19 protein-coding genes and 2 pseudogenes are annotated in these 19,456 nt (G+C 31.0%); all 21 read left to right on the top strand.

The window, feature by feature from the left end:
* Positions 1–227 precede the first annotated feature (227 nt).
* Positions 228–1,580 (top strand): tRNA (N(6)-L-threonylcarbamoyladenosine(37)-C(2))-methylthiotransferase MtaB, encoded by a 1,353-nt coding sequence (mtaB, locus tag CIW83_RS03520; RefSeq protein WP_094899479.1) that lies wholly within the window; start codon positions 228–230, stop codon positions 1,578–1,580.
* 54 nt (positions 1,581–1,634) lie between these two features.
* The gene (locus CIW83_RS03525; RefSeq protein ID WP_094899481.1) at positions 1,635–1,976 is read left to right on the top strand and encodes a histidine triad nucleotide-binding protein; all 342 of its coding nucleotides are present in this window, start codon (positions 1,635–1,637) and stop codon (positions 1,974–1,976) included.
* 106 nt (positions 1,977–2,082) lie between these two features.
* Entirely contained in the window at positions 2,083–2,265 is a 183-nt protein-coding gene (rpsU, locus tag CIW83_RS03530; protein WP_094899483.1) for a 30S ribosomal protein S21, read from the top strand.
* Between the two features lie 16 nt (positions 2,266–2,281).
* Positions 2,282–2,724, top strand: a pseudogene (locus tag CIW83_RS03535) (GatB/YqeY domain-containing protein).
* 201 nt (positions 2,725–2,925) lie between these two features.
* Positions 2,926–4,212 carry a nodulation protein NfeD gene (locus tag CIW83_RS03540; protein ID WP_094899485.1) on the top strand — a complete coding sequence of 429 codons (1,287 nt, stop codon included), beginning with the start codon at positions 2,926–2,928 and terminating at the stop codon, positions 4,210–4,212.
* 1 nt (position 4,213) lies between these two features.
* The gene (gene floA / locus CIW83_RS03545; RefSeq protein ID WP_094899487.1) at positions 4,214–5,191 is read left to right on the top strand and encodes a flotillin-like protein FloA; all 978 of its coding nucleotides are present in this window, start codon (positions 4,214–4,216) and stop codon (positions 5,189–5,191) included.
* 11 nt (positions 5,192–5,202) lie between these two features.
* Entirely contained in the window at positions 5,203–5,688 is a 486-nt protein-coding gene (locus CIW83_RS03550; protein ID WP_094899489.1) for a hypothetical protein, read from the top strand.
* Positions 5,689–5,758: 70 nt separating this feature from the next.
* Positions 5,759–6,037, top strand: a complete 279-nt coding sequence (gene yqfC, locus CIW83_RS03555; protein ID WP_094899491.1) for a sporulation protein YqfC — start codon at positions 5,759–5,761, stop codon at positions 6,035–6,037.
* A gap of 11 nt (positions 6,038–6,048) precedes the next feature.
* A complete protein-coding gene (gene yqfD, locus CIW83_RS03560; RefSeq protein WP_094899493.1) occupies positions 6,049–7,251 on the top strand; it encodes a sporulation protein YqfD in 1,203 nt (400 codons plus the stop codon).
* Between the two features lie 32 nt (positions 7,252–7,283).
* Positions 7,284–8,224: pseudogene (locus CIW83_RS03565) on the top strand (PhoH family protein).
* 20 nt (positions 8,225–8,244) lie between these two features.
* On the top strand, positions 8,245–10,293 hold the full coding sequence (locus tag CIW83_RS03570; protein ID WP_094899495.1) for an HD family phosphohydrolase: 2,049 nt from the start codon (positions 8,245–8,247) through the stop codon (positions 10,291–10,293).
* Between the two features lie 3 nt (positions 10,294–10,296).
* A complete protein-coding gene (gene ybeY, locus CIW83_RS03575; protein WP_094899497.1) occupies positions 10,297–10,761 on the top strand; it encodes an rRNA maturation RNase YbeY in 465 nt (154 codons plus the stop codon).
* A 4-nt stretch (positions 10,762–10,765) separates the two neighbouring features.
* The gene (locus CIW83_RS03580) at positions 10,766–11,470 is read left to right on the top strand and encodes a diacylglycerol kinase (protein ID WP_094899498.1); all 705 of its coding nucleotides are present in this window, start codon (positions 10,766–10,768) and stop codon (positions 11,468–11,470) included.
* A gap of 11 nt (positions 11,471–11,481) precedes the next feature.
* Positions 11,482–12,528 (top strand): DUF3048 domain-containing protein, encoded by a 1,047-nt coding sequence (locus tag CIW83_RS03585; protein ID WP_094899499.1) that lies wholly within the window; start codon positions 11,482–11,484, stop codon positions 12,526–12,528.
* 21 nt (positions 12,529–12,549) lie between these two features.
* Positions 12,550–12,969, top strand: coding sequence for a cytidine deaminase (locus tag CIW83_RS03590; RefSeq protein WP_094899501.1), 420 nt, complete (start codon positions 12,550–12,552; stop codon positions 12,967–12,969).
* Complete coding sequence (gene era / locus CIW83_RS03595; RefSeq protein ID WP_094899502.1) at positions 12,962–13,846, top strand: GTPase Era; 885 nt, start codon at positions 12,962–12,964, stop codon at positions 13,844–13,846. Before CIW83_RS03590 ends, era begins: the two co-directional genes overlap by 8 nt.
* 13 nt (positions 13,847–13,859) lie before the next feature.
* Positions 13,860–14,600 (top strand): DNA repair protein RecO, encoded by a 741-nt coding sequence (gene recO, locus CIW83_RS03600; protein WP_094899506.1) that lies wholly within the window; start codon positions 13,860–13,862, stop codon positions 14,598–14,600.
* A gap of 338 nt (positions 14,601–14,938) precedes the next feature.
* Positions 14,939–15,826: a glycine--tRNA ligase subunit alpha gene (gene glyQ, locus CIW83_RS03605; protein WP_094899508.1), complete on the top strand. Its 888-nt coding sequence runs from the start codon at positions 14,939–14,941 to the stop codon at positions 15,824–15,826.
* Positions 15,819–17,897, top strand: coding sequence for a glycine--tRNA ligase subunit beta (glyS, locus tag CIW83_RS03610; RefSeq protein WP_094899510.1), 2,079 nt, complete (start codon positions 15,819–15,821; stop codon positions 17,895–17,897). The genes glyQ and glyS overlap by 8 nt, the downstream gene beginning before the upstream one ends.
* 76 nt (positions 17,898–17,973) lie before the next feature.
* The gene (locus CIW83_RS03615; protein WP_338114397.1) at positions 17,974–18,567 is read left to right on the top strand and encodes a helix-turn-helix transcriptional regulator; all 594 of its coding nucleotides are present in this window, start codon (positions 17,974–17,976) and stop codon (positions 18,565–18,567) included.
* Between the two features lie 13 nt (positions 18,568–18,580).
* Positions 18,581–19,408, top strand: coding sequence for a pyruvate, water dikinase regulatory protein (locus CIW83_RS03620; RefSeq protein ID WP_094899514.1), 828 nt, complete (start codon positions 18,581–18,583; stop codon positions 19,406–19,408).
* Positions 19,409–19,456: the final 48 nt, after the last annotated feature.

The raw sequence follows: 19,456 nt of genomic DNA on the forward strand, positions 1-19,456 counted from the left end.
TTATTGGAAAATAAATGCATAAATGTTATTAAAAATGTTGGTACTTGCTTAAATATATACATTATATTAAAATAAATGCTATAATTAAATGTAGATAGTTTATTAGGCAAGATACATGTAAGAAAAAATATTTGAAAAGATTTTTGTTTATGTATATAATTGAAGACATTATTTACAAATAATAGAAAAGTTATATTTAACTTATACTAGAAACAGAGAGGGATAAAATGAATAATATAGATATAACATTTAGTGGTGAAGAATTTTTTCATCGCTATGGAAGGAAAAAGACCGTAAGTATGTTCACCTTGGGATGCAAGGTAAATCAATATGAAACCGAGGCCATGGAAGAAATATTTGAAAAGAATGGTTATATTATCGTAAATAGTGATGAAATAGCTGATATATATGTAATAAATACTTGTACAGTTACAAATTTGTCTGATAGAAAATCTAGACAATTTATATCTAGGGCAAAGAAATTAAATAAGGATGCTGTAATAGCAGTTGTAGGATGTTATTCTCAAGTATCTCCTGATGAAGTATCTAAAATAGAAGGAGTAGATGTTGTAATTGGCACTACTGATAGAAGTAGAATTTTAGAATTATGCGAAAAAGCAAAAAAAGAGAATGGGAAAATTAATATTGTTAGAAATGTAAAGACACAAAAGAAATTCGAGACAATAAATATAGATGATATAAAATCTAAAACAAGAGCTTATATAAAGATACAGGATGGATGTAATCAATTTTGCTCCTATTGTATAATTCCATATGCAAGAGGTCCTATTAGAAGCAGAGAACTAGATGAGATTATTAAAGAAACTAAAAAATTAGCTGATGCAGGATTTAAAGAAGTAGTTTTGACAGGAATTCATGTAGCGTCCTATGGAAAAGATATAGATAAGACTTCTCTAAACAAGGTTTTAGAAGAAGTAGGAGAAGTAAATGGGATAGAAAGGATTAGGCTTAGCTCTTTAGAACCGACATTAATTGATGAAGATTTTATGAAGAACATAGTAAAAATAGGAAAAGTGTGTGATCATTTTCATCTATCCTTACAGTCTGGTTCTGATACAGTATTAAAAAGAATGAATAGAAAATATACAACTAATGAGTATAGAGATATTGTAGATCTCATAAGAAAATATATGCCTAATGCAGGAATTACAACAGATATAATAGTGGGATTCCCAGGGGAAACAGAAGAAGAATTTAATGAAACATTAGAATTTGTTAATGAAATACGTTTTTCTAGAATTCATGTTTTTAAATATTCTCCTAGAAAGGGAACTCCAGCAGCTAAATATGAAAATCAGATAGATGGAAATATAAAAAATATTAGGTCAGAAAAATTAATAGCTTTAGGAGAGGAGTTAATGTTAGAGTTTAACTCAAAACTTATTAATTCTACACTGTCAGTCCTGTTTGAAGAGGAAAGTAAAAAAGAAGATGGCTATATAGAAGGGTATACTACAAATTATGTTAGAGTTAAATCTAATAAAGATACTAGTATGATTGGTAAAATAGTAGATGTGACAATTAACGAAAAGAAAGATGATTTTTTATTGGGAAAATAGATGATTTTAATATAGAAATGTAATAAGATAGTATATAAGAAGGGGGTGGATAAATTGACTGATTGCTTATTTTGCAAGATAGTTAAGGGGGAAATACCTAGTACTTTAATATATGAAGATGAGAAGGTAGCGGCTTTTGAAGATATCAATCCTCAAGCTCCTGTTCATTTCTTAGTAATTCCTAAAGAACATATACAGTCGGCAGCTCATATAGATGAGTATAATAAAGAACTTATAGGTCATGTTTTCTTTATAGCATCTAGGATAGCAAAAGATAAAGGGTTAGATACAGGATATAGGATAGTTAACAACTGTGGTATAGACGGAGGTCAAACAGTAGAACACATTCATTTTCATATACTAGGAAAAAGAAAAATGTTATGGCCGCCGGGTTAAATACTAGTTGAAATATTTTAGATTATAATGTATAATAGTCTAGTGCAAAGCCCTTGATGGGGATAGTATGAAGTACTCTTGCAGTAGAGAGAGGAGGGAGAAGTCGATGTCAGAAATTAAGGTAGGAGAAAACGAATCTCTTGATAATGCGTTAAAAAGATTTAAAAGACAATGTGCACGTGCTGGCATTTTAGGTGAAGCTAGAAAGAGAGAACACTATGAAAAGCCAAGTGTAAAGCGTAAAAAGAAATCTGAAGAAGCTAGAAGAAAGAAATATTCAAGATTTTAATTGAGAAGGTGAACAAATGTCCCTTAAAGAAAAACTTATGGAGGATTTAAAAGACTCCATGAAATCCAAGGATACAATTAGAAAAAATACTATCACTATGGTAAGGGCAGCAATAAAGCAAAAAGAAGTTGACGAAAGAATAGAAGTATCTGAAGAGGCCATACTAGACATTATATCGAAGCAATTGAAGGAAAAAAGAATGGCTATCGAGGAATTTAAAAAAGGACAACGACAGGATTTAGTTGAACTAACAGAAAAAGAAATAGAAATTCTATTACAATACCTACCGAAACAACTTTCTGAAGAGGAAGTAGAAGAAATTGTAATTGAAACTATAAAAGAAATAAATGCTACGTCTATGAAAGATATAGCATTATTATGAAAGCTGTAATGCCAAAGGTAAAAGGTAGAACTGACGGCAATATTGTAAATAAAATAATAAAAAAAGTTTTTAATTAACCTGGGTTTATTCCCAGGTTTTTTGACATAATTAATATCTTACTACAAACTTAACTTTTTAGGGATATGCCAGTGTTGAGAAAGCCTTGGAATTTATAAATTTGTTAGTTATTTTACAAATTTATGGGTAATAGTATAGATAAAGAGATATAAATATAATTATTTATGGTCTCTTAAGTACATATTATGGGAGGTGCTTAAATGAAAAAAAGTAGGGCAGTAATTATACTAATATCTTTAATAGTCTTAATTTTATCAAACATAGGCTATGCAGATGCTGGGGGAGATGTATATGTTGTTCCCATTAAGGGTGAAATCAATAAGGCGACTTATAATTTCTTAAACAATACCATGTCTAAATTGATTAAAGAAAATCCAGCAGCAATTATATTTGAAATAGATACCTATGGTGGACTAATTAATGAGGCAGAAAAAATTAAATCTCTAATCATGTCCTCATCTATACCAACTATTTCCTATGTAAATAACAAGGCAGAATCTGCGGGAGTATTGATAACCATTGCATCAGAAAAAGTTGTTATGGCTAATTCAGCTACAATTGGGTCTGCTGAAACAATACCAAATACCGAAAAAGTACTTTCTATGTGGAGAGGTCTCTTAAGAGATACGGCTCAATATAGAAATAGAAATCCTGAAGTTATAGAGGCTATGGCAGATAAAGATATTGAAATTGAAGGTTTAGTAACTAGGGGTAAATTAGTTAATTTAACTTCATCAGAAGCTGTCGAGTATGGAATAGCTGATTTGTCTACAGATAGCTATAGGGAGATATTAGATTATTTTAATCTTGATAATGCAAATATACAAAGGATAGATGAAGGTCTTCAAATAAAACTGGCTAAATATATATCAAATCCTTATATAAGTAGTTTATTGTTGACTTTAGGATTTGTTGGGTTAGTAATTGAAATATTAACACCTGGATTCGGAATCGGAGGCACAATTAGTATAATAGGCTTTGGATTATACTTTGGAGGAAATATCTTAGCAGGGAACTCCCATTGGACATCTTTAGTATTGTTTGTGACAGGTCTGATACTATTAGTCATAGAGGCAATAATGCCAGGCTTTGGACTTCCTGGAATTAGTGGTATAATACTAGTAATAGTAGGTACAGTCCTTGCTATGGATTCATTGGGAGTGGCATTATTTTCTTTAAGTATAGCTATAATAATAACTACTATAGTGACTATAATATTAATAAAGATGGGTTTTAAATCCAAAATGCTTAATAAGATCGTTTTGGATACAGAACATAAGGATGAAAGAGGATATCTATCTGTTGATTCTATGAATCAGTATATAGATAAAGAAGGAATTAGTATAACAGAACTTCGCCCTGCTGGGTTTATAGAGATAGAAGGAATGAAGCTAGATGCACTATCAGATGGTGGTTTTATTCCAAAAGATACAACTATAAAAGTAGTAAGGGTAGAAGGTTCAAAAATATTTGTTAGGAGGTTGTAATATGCCATATTTACCAATAGGGTTTGCCCTAATTATTATTATTTTTGTAATGCTTTTCTTCTCATTTGTACCAGTAGGACTTTGGATTACAGCTTTTTTCTCAGGAGTTAAAATTTCTATGTCGACTCTTATAGGTATGAGACTTAGAAGAGTAGCACCATCTAGAATAGTAAATCCAATGATCAAAGCTACAAAAGCAGGTCTAGTTATTAAAATCAATGAGTTAGAAGCTCATTATTTAGCAGGAGGAAATGTAAATACTTTGGTAGATGCTTTAATAGCAGCTCAAAGAGCAAATATTCCACTAGAATTTGAGAGAGCAGCGGCAATTGACTTAGCTGGTAGAAATGTATTAGAAGCAGTTCAAGTATCAGTTAATCCCAAGGTAATAGAAACACCTCAAATTGCAGCAGTGGCTAAGGATGGTATTGAAGTAGTAGTAAAAGCAAGAGTTACTGTTAGAGCTAATATTGAAAGGCTAGTTGGAGGAGCTGGAGAAGAAACTATCATTGCCAGGGTAGGTGAGGGGATAGTAACCACTGTAGGTAGTTCTAATTCCCATAAAGATGTATTAGAAAATCCTGATAGCATATCAAAGACTGTACTTGATAAGGGCTTAGATTCAGGAACAGCATTTGAAATATTGTCTATAGATATAGCAGATGTAGATGTAGGTAGAAATATAGGTGCTAAACTTCTAATGGATCAGGCAGAAGCAGATAAGAGAATTGCTGAGGCAAAGGCAGAAGAAAGAAGAGCTATGGCAGTAGCTAAAGAACAAGAAATGAAGGCTGAGGTACAGGCGATGAGGGCTAAGGTAGTAGAATCAGAAGCAGAAGTGCCATTAGCATTAGCAACAGCTCTAAAATCAGGTAATCTAGGCGTCATGGATTATTATAATATGAGAAATATATTGGCAGATACAGATATGAGATCATCCATATCAAAAATAGCCGAAGACGATAAGAAACAGAAGTAAGGAGGGATAATATGCCCGGTCCTTTATTATTCTTTATATTCATTGTAGTAATAGATCTAATATTAAAGTCTGCTAAAGATAAGAAAAAAATAGAAGAAGCAAAAAACAGGAGGACACAGGAATTAAGCAAACAACCTGTACCTTCTAGACCTATGGCAGACTTAAGAAAGATATTGGCAGAAGAAGTTGAAAAAGAAAGACAAAAAGAGATAGCAAGAAGACAAGGAAAGACTAATCAACGTCAGGATATCTTGATTAAGGAAAAAAGACCAGATATAAATGCTGATGATAAAAAAGCAGATATAAATGAAATATCTTGGGAAGTAAGAGAAAATGGAAATAGAAATTCAGAAAATAAAAATTCAGAAACAGTATCATCACAAAATAAGATAGAAAATAATGAAAGAAATTTAAGGGAAGATATTCTAAGAGGAATAATATTTTCTGAAATATTATCAGAACCAAAAAGTTTGCAAAATCAAAGGAGAAGTCTGTAATTTTTACAGACTTCTTTTTCGTAGGAATAGTCCATATATGAAGGGCATAGAATTAATAGGAGGGATGATAATGAAACGACAGATAGAGAATGTAAAATACAGTATTTCAGAAGCGCTGGAATTGCCCATAGATATTATGATGGACTTACCAAGACTAACAGTTATAGGAAATATTGAGGCTTCATTATTGAATCACAAAGGGATTATAGAGTATACACAGGAAACCATTAGAATAAATACAAAATCGGGTGTTTTTAAAATAACGGGTCAGGGATTAGAGATTAAAACAATACTTTCTGAAGAAATAATTATTGTTGGTTCAATTGAAAATATAGAAATAATCAGCTAGGGAGTGTTATTATGCTAGCTATAAAAATATGGAATTATTTTAAAGGATATGTTATTATTAGGGTTGAGGGACTTACTTTGGAGAGACTATTAAATTTAGCGGCTACGTACAATATATATCTATGGGACATAAAAAGACATAGCAACATTGTTCTTGAGATGAAATCTAGCATTAGAGGATTTAAGGAACTCAGGGAAATAGTAAAAAAAGTAGGCTGCAGAGTGGAAATAAAAGAAAAAATAGGATTTCCTTTTGTAATAATGAAGCTTAGGGAAAGAAAAATGTTGGTAGCAGGTTTCTTATTGTTTTTGATGACAATTTTTTTACTAACTTCTACTATTTGGAAGGTAGAAATATTAGGTAATGAACAAACGCCAAAGGAAGAGATAATTTCTTTGCTGAAAAGTAACAATATATCTATAGGTAAACTTAAATTTAATATGGAAAAAGAGGCTATAAAGGATATATTAATAGATAATTATGATTATTTTTCATTTATTTCAGTAAATATAAAAGGAACAAAGCTAATTATAGAGGTAAAAGAAGAAGATTTGCCACCGGAGAAAATCGATAAATCATATCCCTGCCATATAGTAGCAAAGAAAAAAGGTGTGGTGGTAAAGGTAATTCCTAAAAATGGCAAAGCTGTTGTGGAAAAAGGCGGAGTAGTTAATGAAGGAGAAATTCTTATTACGGGTATACTAAATAATGAAAACACACAGGAGCATATATTAGTTCATGCCGAGGGAGAAGTATTAGCCTTAACACGATATAGTAGTATAATTAAAGAACCTATAATAAAAAATGAGGAAAAATATACAGGGAAAGTTCATAAGCAAAAAGGCATAAAAATTAAAGATAAAGGAATTATGTTTATGAAAGGCAGTATTCCCTTTTCAAATTATAAAGAATTCGAAGTAGAGAAAGATTTAATCAATCTTGATAAATTGGGCATAGAATTTCCTATTAAGAGGGTTGAATATGAATATAGAGAAGTTGAGATAAAAGAAGTAAAACAAAATATAGATTTCTTGAAAGAAGCTACTCAAATTCAAGCTACAAAGGAAATAAATAAGGAACTGCCAGAAGGTGCGCAAATACAGTCAAAGACTACAAGACATCAAGTGGATGATAATATATTAACAACACAGGTTATAGTAGAGACAATAGAAGACATAGGAAGAAAGCAAATAATTGAAAATAAGGAGGATTAAATTTGCCAAACAATATAGAAGAAAATAGCATAATGATTGAAGACAATGAAATAATTAGAGAAATATTTGGAGATTTTGATGAAAATATTAATATAATGAAAGAAGAACTAGGTATCAATATTGCTATTAGAGATGGTGAAATAAAATTATATGGTGATAGAGTATCTATAGACTTAGGACAAAAACTGATTTATAATTTAATTGAGATAGTAAGAAAACAAGGCAAATTAGATAAACAAAATTTAAGATATTCAATTCAACTTTTACTTGAAGGGCAAGGAGAATATGTCAAAGAACTACTTAAAGATGTGGTATGTGTTACAGTTTCGGGAAAAAGTATTAAACCAAAGACTTTAGGTCAAAAAAGATACTTGGACTCTATTAAGAAAAATGATATAGTATTTGGGATTGGTCCAGCAGGTACAGGAAAAACCTATTTGGCCATGGCTATGGCAGTTCAATCCTTTAAAAATAAAGAGGTAAATAGGATAATACTTACAAGACCAGCAGTTGAAGCTGGGGAAAGCTTGGGATTTTTACCCGGTGATTTGCAAGAAAAGGTAGACCCATATTTAAGACCAATCTACGATGCATTATTTGATATATTAGGGGCAGAGTCTTATGCAAGATATATTGAAAAGGGTGTAATAGAAGTAGCACCACTGGCTATATGAGGGGAAGGACATTGGATTCTTCTTATGTTATATTAGATGAGGCTCAAAATACTACTAATGAACAAATGAAAATGTTTTTAACAAGGCTTGGATTTGGTTCAAAGGCAATAATTACAGGTGATATAACCCAAATCGATCTTTCAAAAGGGAAGGAATCAGGACTTAAAACAATAGCAAAAATATTAAATGGCGTAGATGGAATAGATTTTATATACCTTTCTAAAAATGATATAGTTAGACATCCTTTAGTTCAAAAAATAATTGAGGCGTATGACAGATTTGAAAACATAAATGGATAAGCCATAAGGGAGGAATACCTATGGATAATAAAAAATTTTCAATAACAAAAAATCGCAGATTATATAATGGGCTATTGCTTGTAATTTTTACGGCAATCCTTTTTTTTATAACGATTCATAAACTGGAGACAAATAAATTCAATCTAAAAATAGGAGACATAGCCATTACTAATATTAGAGCTACTAAGGATTTGGAAGATATCTATACTACTGAAAAATTGAAGATTGATGCAATGAATAAAGTAGAGCCAAGATACAGAATATCTCCATCGGTCCAAATGACCATGAAAAATACTATTAAGGATTTCTTAGATACTACTAGGGATATTAAGGCTCAGGAAAGTATCAGCATAAATAAAAAAGCTCACCTTCTTAATGAGAAACAAGAACTTGGGCTAAGCTCTAAGGAAATTTATATTGCCCTTAGAATGGATTATAAATCTTTAAATAATTTTGAGAATAATTTGATGGATTTAATAAACCAAGTAATGGGAAATGGCATTAAAGAAACAGAACTTGAATATGAGAAAGAGAACTTAGTAAAAACTTTTGAGTCTTTAGATATGAAAGATGAGGAAAAACAACTAGGTCTTTTGCTTATGAATGCCACTATAAAGGCAAATGAATTTTTGGACAAGTCGGAGACAGATAGGAGAAAAGAGGAAGAAGCGAAAAAAATAGAAACAGTTATCCTAAAAGAAAATGAGATTATAGCATCACAAGGAACTACAATAGGTGAAAGAGAACTAGAGTTAATTAGAGAGTCTGGACTACTAAAGGAAGATAATAAGATTCCAATAGGTGTGATAATAGGGACAGTTATGTTAATATCATTGGGAATGTCTATTATCGTCGGATATATATATTTATTTAATAATGAAATACTATACAATAATCGTTTGTTAATATTACTTATTATTATATTATCATCTATAATAATATGCAAAGAAATGTATTTAATTTCCCCATATATAATGCCAGTAGCGACAGCCGCCTTATTAATTTCCATGCTAATAGAACCAAAACTAGGATTATTAGTAAATATGTTTCTATCTTTCTTTTTAGGATTTATATTAAGACTCGATGCTAGTACAATTACTATGTATATGATATCAGGAGGCATTGCTGCATTAATAGCTATTAAACAAGAACAAAGATACAATATTTTGCTTAATGGTTTCATTGTTGGAGCTATTAATCTTTTGGCTTTAACATCCTTTAAATTAGCTAAGGGAGTAGGAGGAATAGATTCAGTTACAACAGCGGGATATAGCTTTCTGAATGGTATTATAGCTGCAATTTTAACTTTAGGATCTTTACCAGTATGGGAAAATGCGTTCTCAGTTTTGACTACATTGAAATTACTTGAATTATCAAATCCTAATCAACCATTATTAAAAAAATTGTTATTAGAAGCTCCTGGAACGTATCATCATAGCATATTAGTTGGCAACCTCTCTGAGGCAGCAGCAGAATCTATATCAGCCAACCCATTGTTAGCTAGAGTAGCATCATACTATCATGATATAGGCAAGACAATAAGACCTTATTACTTTGCAGAAAATCAATTTGGCATGGAAAATCCTCATAATAAATTGCAGCCTATGCAAAGTACCACTATAATTACATCTCATACTATTGATGGAATGGCTTTAGGTAAAGAAAAAAAATTGCCTAAGGAAATAATTGATATAATAGAAGAACATCATGGTAATACAGCTGTGGCATATTTTTATTATAAAGCAAAAGAACTAGATAAAGATATGGATATATCTATAGATGCCTTTAGATATAAAGGCAGGAAGCCTCAGACCAAAGAGGCAGCAATCGTAATGCTGGCTGATTCCTCTGAGACTGCTGTAAGAAGCATGAAGGATTTAACAAAGGAAAAAATTGAAGATATGGTTAGAAAAGTAGTTCAGGGGAAACTAAAGGACGGACAGTTAGATGAATGTAATGTGACATTGAAGGAAATTGAAATTACTATCCACTCTTTTGTAAATGTATTAACTGGAATATACCATGATAGAATTGAATATCCAAATGTAGAAGAAAAATTGGAGGCATAAATAATGGAAATATATATAGATAATAGGCAAGATAAAGTTGAAATTAGTGAAGAGATATCTGAAATAATACAGAAAGTAGTCAATGAAGTTTTAAGTTTTGAGAACAAGCCCTTAGATTGTGAAGTTAGCGTATCTTTTGTAGATAATCAAGAGATAAAAGAGTTAAATAGAGAGTATAGAGGAGTAGATAAAGATACAGATGTATTATCTTTTCCTATGGAGGATGAATTTTTCACCGAGGGACCTATATTATTGGGAGATATAATTATATCTATGGAAAAAGCTTTAGAACAATCTGAGGATTTTGGACATTCCCTTTATAGAGAAATAGCATATTTAACGGCTCATTCAATGTTTCATTTATTAGGATATGATCATATGGAAGATGAGGAAAAAAGCATAATGAGAGAAAAAGAAAAGCAAATAATGAAGAGATTGAAGATATTCAAAGACAATAAAGGAGATTAGTATAATGAAGAAAAAGACTATCATTGATAGTTTTAACTATGCAGTATCAGGTATTATTATAGCATTAAAAACTGAAAAAAATATGAGGATACACTATATAATTGCTATTTTAGTCATAGCATTAAGTCTTTTTTTTGATTTTTCGAGGGCAGAATTTCTCCTATTACTATTTGCAATATCCTTAGTAGTTGTAGCAGAGATGGTTAATACTGCATTGGAAAGAGTAATAGACTTAATTACAGAAGATTATCATCCATTGGCACGATTAGTAAAGGATGTAGCTGCTGGAGCAGTACTTATTGCAGCTATAAATTCTATAGTAGTAGGATATCTACTTTTTTTTGACAGATTAAGTTCATACACAGATCTATTACTATTTAAAATAAGAAGGTCAGATATTCATCTTACTTTTGTAGCTTTGTTATTTGTTATATTATTAACTATAGGATTAAAAGCAAAGTTTTATAGAGGAAGGGGGACTCATTTTCAAGGAGGAACAGTAAGTGGGCATGCAGCTGTATCATTTTGTATAGCTACCATAATAGCGTTTTTAGCACAAAATATATTAGTTACAACCTTAACTTATGGTCTTGCTATTTTAGTAGGTGAAAGCAGGATAGAAGGTAAGATTCACACTTTTTTAGAAGTTTTATTAGGAGCTGCACTAGGAATATTAGTAGGAGTTTTAGTATTTCAAATCATAGGATAAGGAGGAAAAAAATGAAATTTAAGATGAAAATTATTTTAATAGGAATTTTAATAGCATTATTATCCAGTAGTTGTAAAAAGCAAAATGTTGAAGAACCGCCAGTAGTGGAAGAATCAGAGGATGTAGTAAAAGAAGATGAGGTTGTAGAAGAAGTACCAAAAAAAGAAGGAATCCCTTCACCTATTAGTGGAATATATGCAGAAGAGGTAAAGATAAATAGAAGACCAGTAGCAGTTATGTTTGATAATCATCATGGTGCAAGATGGCAATCAGGACTAAAAGATGCAGAAATAGTATATGAATTTTTAGTAGAAGCTCCATATACTAGATATATGGGTATATATTTAATAAATGATCCACAATCCATAGGACCAATTAGGTCAGCTAGGCCTTATTTTATAACATCATCTCTAGAATATGATGCTGTTTATGTTCATGTAGGTGGTAGTGAACAGGCTAAATCAGATATAAGAACTCTAAAAATAGCTGATATTGATGGATTATCTAGCTCTAATAAAGTTTTCTTTAGAAAATCTCATAAAAAAGCTCCACATAATACTTATTCCAGTATGGAAGTCATAAGAGCAACACAGGAAGAAAGAAAATATAAATTAACTGGAGAGTATACTCCATTTAAATTCAGAGAAGATGAAGCTGACATAGAAGGTAGTATTGCTAATAAGATAATTATTAAATATATGAAAAATAATACCACTCAGTATAATTATGATGAAGAAAAGAAAATATATACTAGAGAAAAAGATGGTAAGCTGCATATAGATGAGATAGATGAAACTCCAATTGTAGCTAAGAATATAATAATTCAAGAAGCAAAGACTAAGGTATTAGATAAAGAAGGTAGGCTGGAAATTCAATTAGTAGGTGAAGGTCAAGGAAAATACATAACAAATGGAAAAGTTATGGATATAAAATGGGTAAAAAAATCAAGAAATGATAAAACTTTATATTATAATTCAGTAGGAGAAGAAATAGTTTTAAATCCAGGAATCACATGGATTCAGGTAATCAATGCAAAAACTGAGACTATAATAGAATAATTGTTAAAAGGGAGGTATTTTGTGGATATAAAAGAATTAATAAAAAAAGCTTTAGAAGCTCAAAAAAAGGCTTATGTGCCATATTCTAATTTTCATGTCGGGTCAGCATTACTTACAGAAAATGATGAAATATTTACTGGTTGTAATATAGAAATAGCATCCTACTCACCTACTTTATGTGCAGAGAGAACTGCTATCTTTAAGGCTATATCAGAAGGTCATAAAAAAATTAAAGCTATAGCAGTAGTTGGAGATGCTGATTTTACTTACCCTTGTGGAGTTTGTAGACAGGTAATTAGAGAATTTGGCAAGGATGCTATAATAATTATAGCCAATTCAGAGGATGAATATAGAGAATATAAATTAGAAGAACTGCTACCACATAGTTTTGGACCAGAGGATTTAGCAGAGGCAGATACTAGGAGTGAAAAAAATGTATAAATCAGGATTTGTTGCAGTTATAGGAAGACCAAATGTTGGAAAGTCAACGTTATTAAATCAAGTTATAGGAGAAAAAATATCTATAATATCAGATAAACCTCAGACTACAAGAAATAAGATCCAGCTTGTATATACTGAAGAAAATTGTCAGATAATTTTCCTTGATACACCAGGGATACAAATGCCTAAAAACAAACTTGGTGAATATATGCTAAAAGTATCCAAGAGTACTTTAGAAGAAGTAGATGTTGTTACATTTATGATAGACGATAGTATGGAAATTGGACCTATGGATAACTTAATAATAGAAGATTTAAAAAAAGTATCTACTCCAATAGTACTATTAATAAATAAAACTGATAAGCTAAGTGAAGGCCAGATATTAGAGTTAATAGATAAATATAGGAAAATGGAAATGTTTGAAGAAATAATACCTATATCTGCAATGAATAATACTAATATAGACAGATATATAGAAGCATTGAAAAATAAGCTGCCAGAAGGTCCTCAGTATTTTCCAGAAGATATGATAACGGATCAACCTGAAAGATTTGTTATTGCTGAAATTATAAGAGAAAAAGCTCTTTTAAATTTAGAAGAAGAAGTGCCTCATGGAATTTATGTAGAAATAGATGGAGTCAAAGAGAGAGAAAATAAAAATATTATAGATGTATTTGCAAATATTTATTGCGAGAAGGAATCTCATAAAGGTATAGTAATAGGAAAAAATGGAGCTAAATTAAAAGAAATTGGTCAAAATGCAAGAATGGATATAGAAGCACTTTTAGGTAGCAGAGTAAATCTTCAACTTTGGGTAAAGGTAGAAAAAAATTGGAGAGAAAGAGATAACAAGGTAAAATACTTTGGTTATAAATAATTAGGGGAATTTTATGTTAAAAACAGAAGGAGTAGTACTGAAGGAACTAAGATATAGAGACACATCCAAGATCCTTAGTGTATATACAAAAAAATATGGAAAGATAGCAGTGATGGCAAGGGGAGCTTATAGACCTAAATCTCAGATTATAGCCAATACTCAGCCTTTTTCATATAATGAATATCAGTTATATAGGGGTAAAAATTTTTTCTACCTTAATCAAGGAGATATAATAGATTCCTTTTATTCCATAAGGGAGAGAATAGAGAGAGTCACCTATGGATATTATATGCTTGAGTTAATTGATAAATCAATACCAGAGGAACAAGAGAATGAAAAGCTTTTCAACCTTTTAATAAAAGGTTTAACAGTCTTATCTTCTTTAGAGAATGATTATTTAAAATTTATCGTAGCTTATGAACTTAAATTTATATCCTTCTTAGGATATAAACCTTATTTGGATAAATGTGTTCTATGCGGTTCTTTTAATAAAAATAACATCAAATTTAGTATTTATGAGGGTGGAATAATCTGTGATAATTGCTTTGTTACAGATCCATTTAGCATACAAGTGAATAAGGAAATATATGAGGGTATGTGTGGACTTTTATATACATCACTGGAAAAAATATCTGACGTTATTATTTCCAATGATTCCCTTTATAAAATACATGAGATGATAGTAGAATATATATTGTATAATATAGATAGAAAAAAATTTAATAGTTTAAATCTAATTAAATCATTACAATAATTATCCTTTAAAATAGCTGTTTCTTTATAGTAACAGTATATTTTAGAATACTATATACTTGACAACAAAATCAATTTTTGCTAAATTAATAATCATACAAAATGCATTACTATACGATGAGGAAGAAAATATCGATTGTAATTATTTAAGAGAGTCTAGAATGGTGGGAGCTGGACATAATTACTATTGACGAAAGGCACTTCGGAGTATACTTTATTAAGTGGATACTCTTCAGGGAGTATTAAATAGGGTGGAACCGCGGAAGTTAACCTTTCGTCCCTATGTGGGATGTAAGGTTTTTTTGTTGCCACTAATCGTAAAAATAAGGAGGTTTTTATATGTATTTTCAGGATTTAATGCTGAAATTACTAGACTACTGGGGAAATAAAGGATGTATAATATTAGAACCTTATGATGTAGAAAAAGGTGCGGGAACAATGAGTCCTCATACCTTTTTAAGGTCCCTTGGACCAGAACCGTGGAAAGTAGTATATGTGGAGCCTTCCAGAAGACCAGCAGATGCTAGATATGGTGAGAATCCAAATAGAGTCTATCAGCATCACCAGCTTCAAGTTATACTTAAACCATCGCCAGAAGAAGTCCAAGAGATGTACTTAGATAGTTTAAGGGTAATAGGTATTGATCCGCTTAAGCATGATATTAGATTTGTTGAGGATAATTGGGAAGCTCCAACTTTAGGAGCCTGGGGGCTAGGATGGGAAGTATGGTTAGATGGAATGGAAGTTACTCAATTCACATACTTTCAACAAGTGGGTGGTATTAACTGTGAACTGGAATCAGCAGAATTAACCTACGGTCTAGAAAGAATAGCTATGTATTTACAAGATGTAGACAATATATTTGATATAAAGTGGAATAAAGATTTTACCTATGGAGATATTTTCAATAAAGCTGAATATGAACATTCAGTATATAGCTTTGAAAAAGCGGATATTGAAACTCTAAAAGGGTTATTTAATACTTATGAAGAAGAAGTAAAAAAGATACTAGACGACGGTCTTGTATTGCCAAGCTACGATTATGTCCTTAAATGTTCCCATACATTTAATGTATTAGATGCAAGAGGAGCCATATCTGTATCAGAGAGAACAAATTATATAGGAAGAGTAAGAAATCTAGCAAGGATAGTTGCAGCAAGGTATATTGAGCAAAGAAAAGAAATGGATTATCCTCTATTAAAGAAGGAGGGTCATGATAATGAGTAAGAACTATTTGCTAGAAATAGGTGTTGAAGAACTCCCAGCAAGATTTGTTGGAGATGCTTTAGAACAATTACAAACTAATACTTCAGACTTCCTTAAGGAAGAAAGAATAAACTATAATAGCATGAAAGTTTATTCCACACCAAGAAGATTAGCATTGATAGTTGAGGGATTAGAAGATAAGCAGGAAGATTTAAAAGAAACAGTAAAAGGGCCAGCTAAAAAAATAGCATTTGACTCTGATGGAAATCCGACAAAAGCATTGTTAGGATTTATGAGGGGTCAAAACATAGATATAGCATCTATTTATGTGGAAGATCATAATGGAGTAGAATATGTTTATGCGGATGTTGTTAAAGAGGGTAAGGAAATAGAAGAAATATTAAAAGAAAATATACCTAATATAATTAAGTCTATTAATTTTCCTAAGTCTATGAGGTGGGGGGGCAAAAATATAAGGTTTGCTAGACCAATTAGATGGTTAGTTTCATTATTAGATGATGAAATCGTATCTTTTGATTTAGAAGGCATAGAAGCCTCCAATATTACAAAAGGTCATAGATTTTTAGGCAGTAATAGAATAGAGTTAAATAATGTTAATGAATATGTTGAAGCTCTGAGGAAAAACTTTGTCATAGTAGATCAAGAGGAAAGAAAAGATATTATTAAATATGGATCTGAAAGATTGGCAAAGGAAAAAGGCGGTAACTTGCAACAAGATGAAAATCTATTAGATGAGGTAACTAATATAGTAGAGTATCCTACACCGATGATAGGTAGAATAAAAGAAGAATATTTATCTTTACCAGCAGATGTAGTTATAACTCCTATGAAAGAGCACCTAAGATTTTTTCCTGTGTTAGATGATAAGAAAAGACTGCTACCTTATTTTATTACAGTAAGAAATGGAAATGATGATTTTATAGAAACTGTTATAAAAGGAAATGAAAAGGTACTCGGTGCTAGACTAGAGGATGCTAGATTTTTCTACATGGATGATGTAAAAAGACCATTGGAGTCTTATGTAGAGGACCTTCAAAGAATAGTATTTCAGGAAAAACTAGGAACTTTATATGACAAGACTAAGAGAGTGCAAAACCTAGGAATAAAGATAGGAGAGTATCTAGAAGTCGGAGAAGAAACTGAAAGAAATATAGAAAGAGCAGGGTATTTATCTAAGGCAGATTTAGTTACAAAAATGGTAAGTGAATTTACAGAACTTCAAGGAAAAATGGGTATGGAATATGCGAAATGTTCAGAAGAAAATGAAATAGTTAGTTTAGCTATTTTTGAACAATATCTGCCTAGATTTGCTGGAGATGAACTTCCAACAACTACTGCTGGTTCAGTTCTTAGTATAGCAGATAAGATGGATACTATTTCTGGATTATTTGCCATAGGTATACATCCAACAGGTTCTCAAGATCCTTTTGGCCTAAGAAGACAAGCGTTAGGGATTATAAATATAATATTGGATAAAAAACTAAACTTATCTATAAATGAATTGGTAGAAACAGCCCTTTATTTTTACGTAGAAGTAAATGGATTGGCCTTTGATTATAACAAGGTTAAAGATGAAATAATTGAATTCTTCAGTGGAAGAATAAGAAATATGTTTATGGACATGGGCATTAGATATGATATAGTAGAAGCAGTAATTAGTACAAATACTGATGATATTTATGATATGAAAATAAGGGCTAATAAATTAAATGAATGGTTAAAGAAAGAAGGTTTATCAGAGATATTATCAGCATTTAATAGAGTTGCAAACCTAGCAGAAAAAGCTATATCTGATGAAGTTCAAAGAGATTTGCTTACAGAAGAGGAGATAGAATTATATGAAAGCTTCAACAATGTAGAAGAAAAGATAAATAGTTCGATTGATAAGAAAGAATATGATAAGGCATTAGATCAATTAGTAGTATTAAAAGAACCGATCGATAAATTCTTTGATAAAGTTATGGTAATGGTAGATGATGAAAAGATAAGAAATAATAGACTAGGTTTATTAAAGAAAATATACGATACTATGTTGCAAATTTGCGACTTATCAAAGATAGTTAATAAATAGTCCACTACTTACAAAACTGAAGTAGCAGGGATATTGGGGGGAGATCACTATTCAACTAAATGAAAGACAAGAAAAAATAGTAGATATAGTTAAAAGGAGTCAACCAATTACATCTGAAGCCATTGCAAGTGAACTGAAACTTACAAGATCAACCCTGCGACCAGATTTGGCCATCTTGACTATGTCTGGAATATTAGATGCAAGACCAAAGGTTGGATATTTTTACACAGGAAAAACTAGCCTATCTTATATTTCTGAAAAGATAAAAAACATAAAAGTATCTGATGTAAAATCTGTTCCTATAGTAGTAGATGAATCTACAAGTCTCTATGATGCAATAGTGCTAATGTTTTTAGAGGATGTAGGATCTATATATGTAACTTCTAAGGGTTTTTTATCGGGTGTCGTATCGAGAAAAGACTTTCTTAGAAATGCTATGGGGGGCATGGATTTAAATAAGGTTCCTATAGGGATGATTATGACAAGGATGCCTAATATTGTGTATGTAGATTTAGAAGACAGTGTTTTAAATGCTGCAGTGAAATTAATAGACCATGAAATAGATAGCTTGCCTGTAGTGGAAGAAGATGAAAAAAACTATAAAGTAGTTGGCAGAATAACAAAAACAACAATAACAAGGTTATTTGTAGAATTAGGTAAAAATGATTAAAGGGGGTAAGATTATGGACAAAAGCTTAACAATTTATGTACTATCAGATTCCATAGGGGAAACGGGAGAATTGTTATCTCGTGCAGCTTTAAGTCAATTTAATTCAGGAAGATATGAAGTAAGAAGATTCCCCTTTATTACAGCTGAAGACCAGATAAATGAGATATTTGAAGAGGCCAAAAATGAACCGAGTGTTGTAATTTATACTATAGTAATAGAAAAATTAAAAAACTTTATAAGTGCCAAGGGACAAGAATTTAATATTCCAACGGTGGACTTGATGACACCAGCTTTAAATGCAATTGAATCAGTTCTTGAATATCAGCCTAAAAGAGAGTCAGGGTTAATTAGAAGACTGGATGAAAATTATTTTAGGAAAGTTGAAGCGGTTGAGTTTGCTGTAAAATATGATGATGGCAAAGATCCTAGGGGAATAAAGAAAGCAGATATTGTATTAGTTGGAATTTCTAGGACATCTAAAACACCTTTGAGTATGTATTTAGCTCATAAGAATTTTAAAGTAGCTAATGTGCCTTTAGTACCAGAAGTTCCAGCTCCAAGCGAACTATTCTTAAAAGATAATAGAAGAATAATTGGGCTTGTTGCTAATCCAGTTAAACTAAATGAAATTAGACAAGAAAGATTAAAGGCATTAGGCTTAGATGATAATGCAAATTATGCAAATGTAGATAGAATAAACTTAGAATTGGAATATTCTAAGGAAATAATGGAAAAACTAGGATGTATAGTAATAGATGTATCATATAAAGCAATAGAAGAAACTGCTGGGCTTATAATAGACTATATAAAGAAAAACTTCGGAGATAGAATCTTTGAATAGAAGTGTTAAAGATAGCACTTCTATTTTATTTGTGAAATACTTAAAAAT

Source organism: Tissierella sp. P1 (genome assembly GCF_002266425.1).
Taxonomy (GTDB): domain Bacteria; phylum Bacillota; class Clostridia; order Tissierellales; family Tissierellaceae; genus Tissierella; species Tissierella carlieri.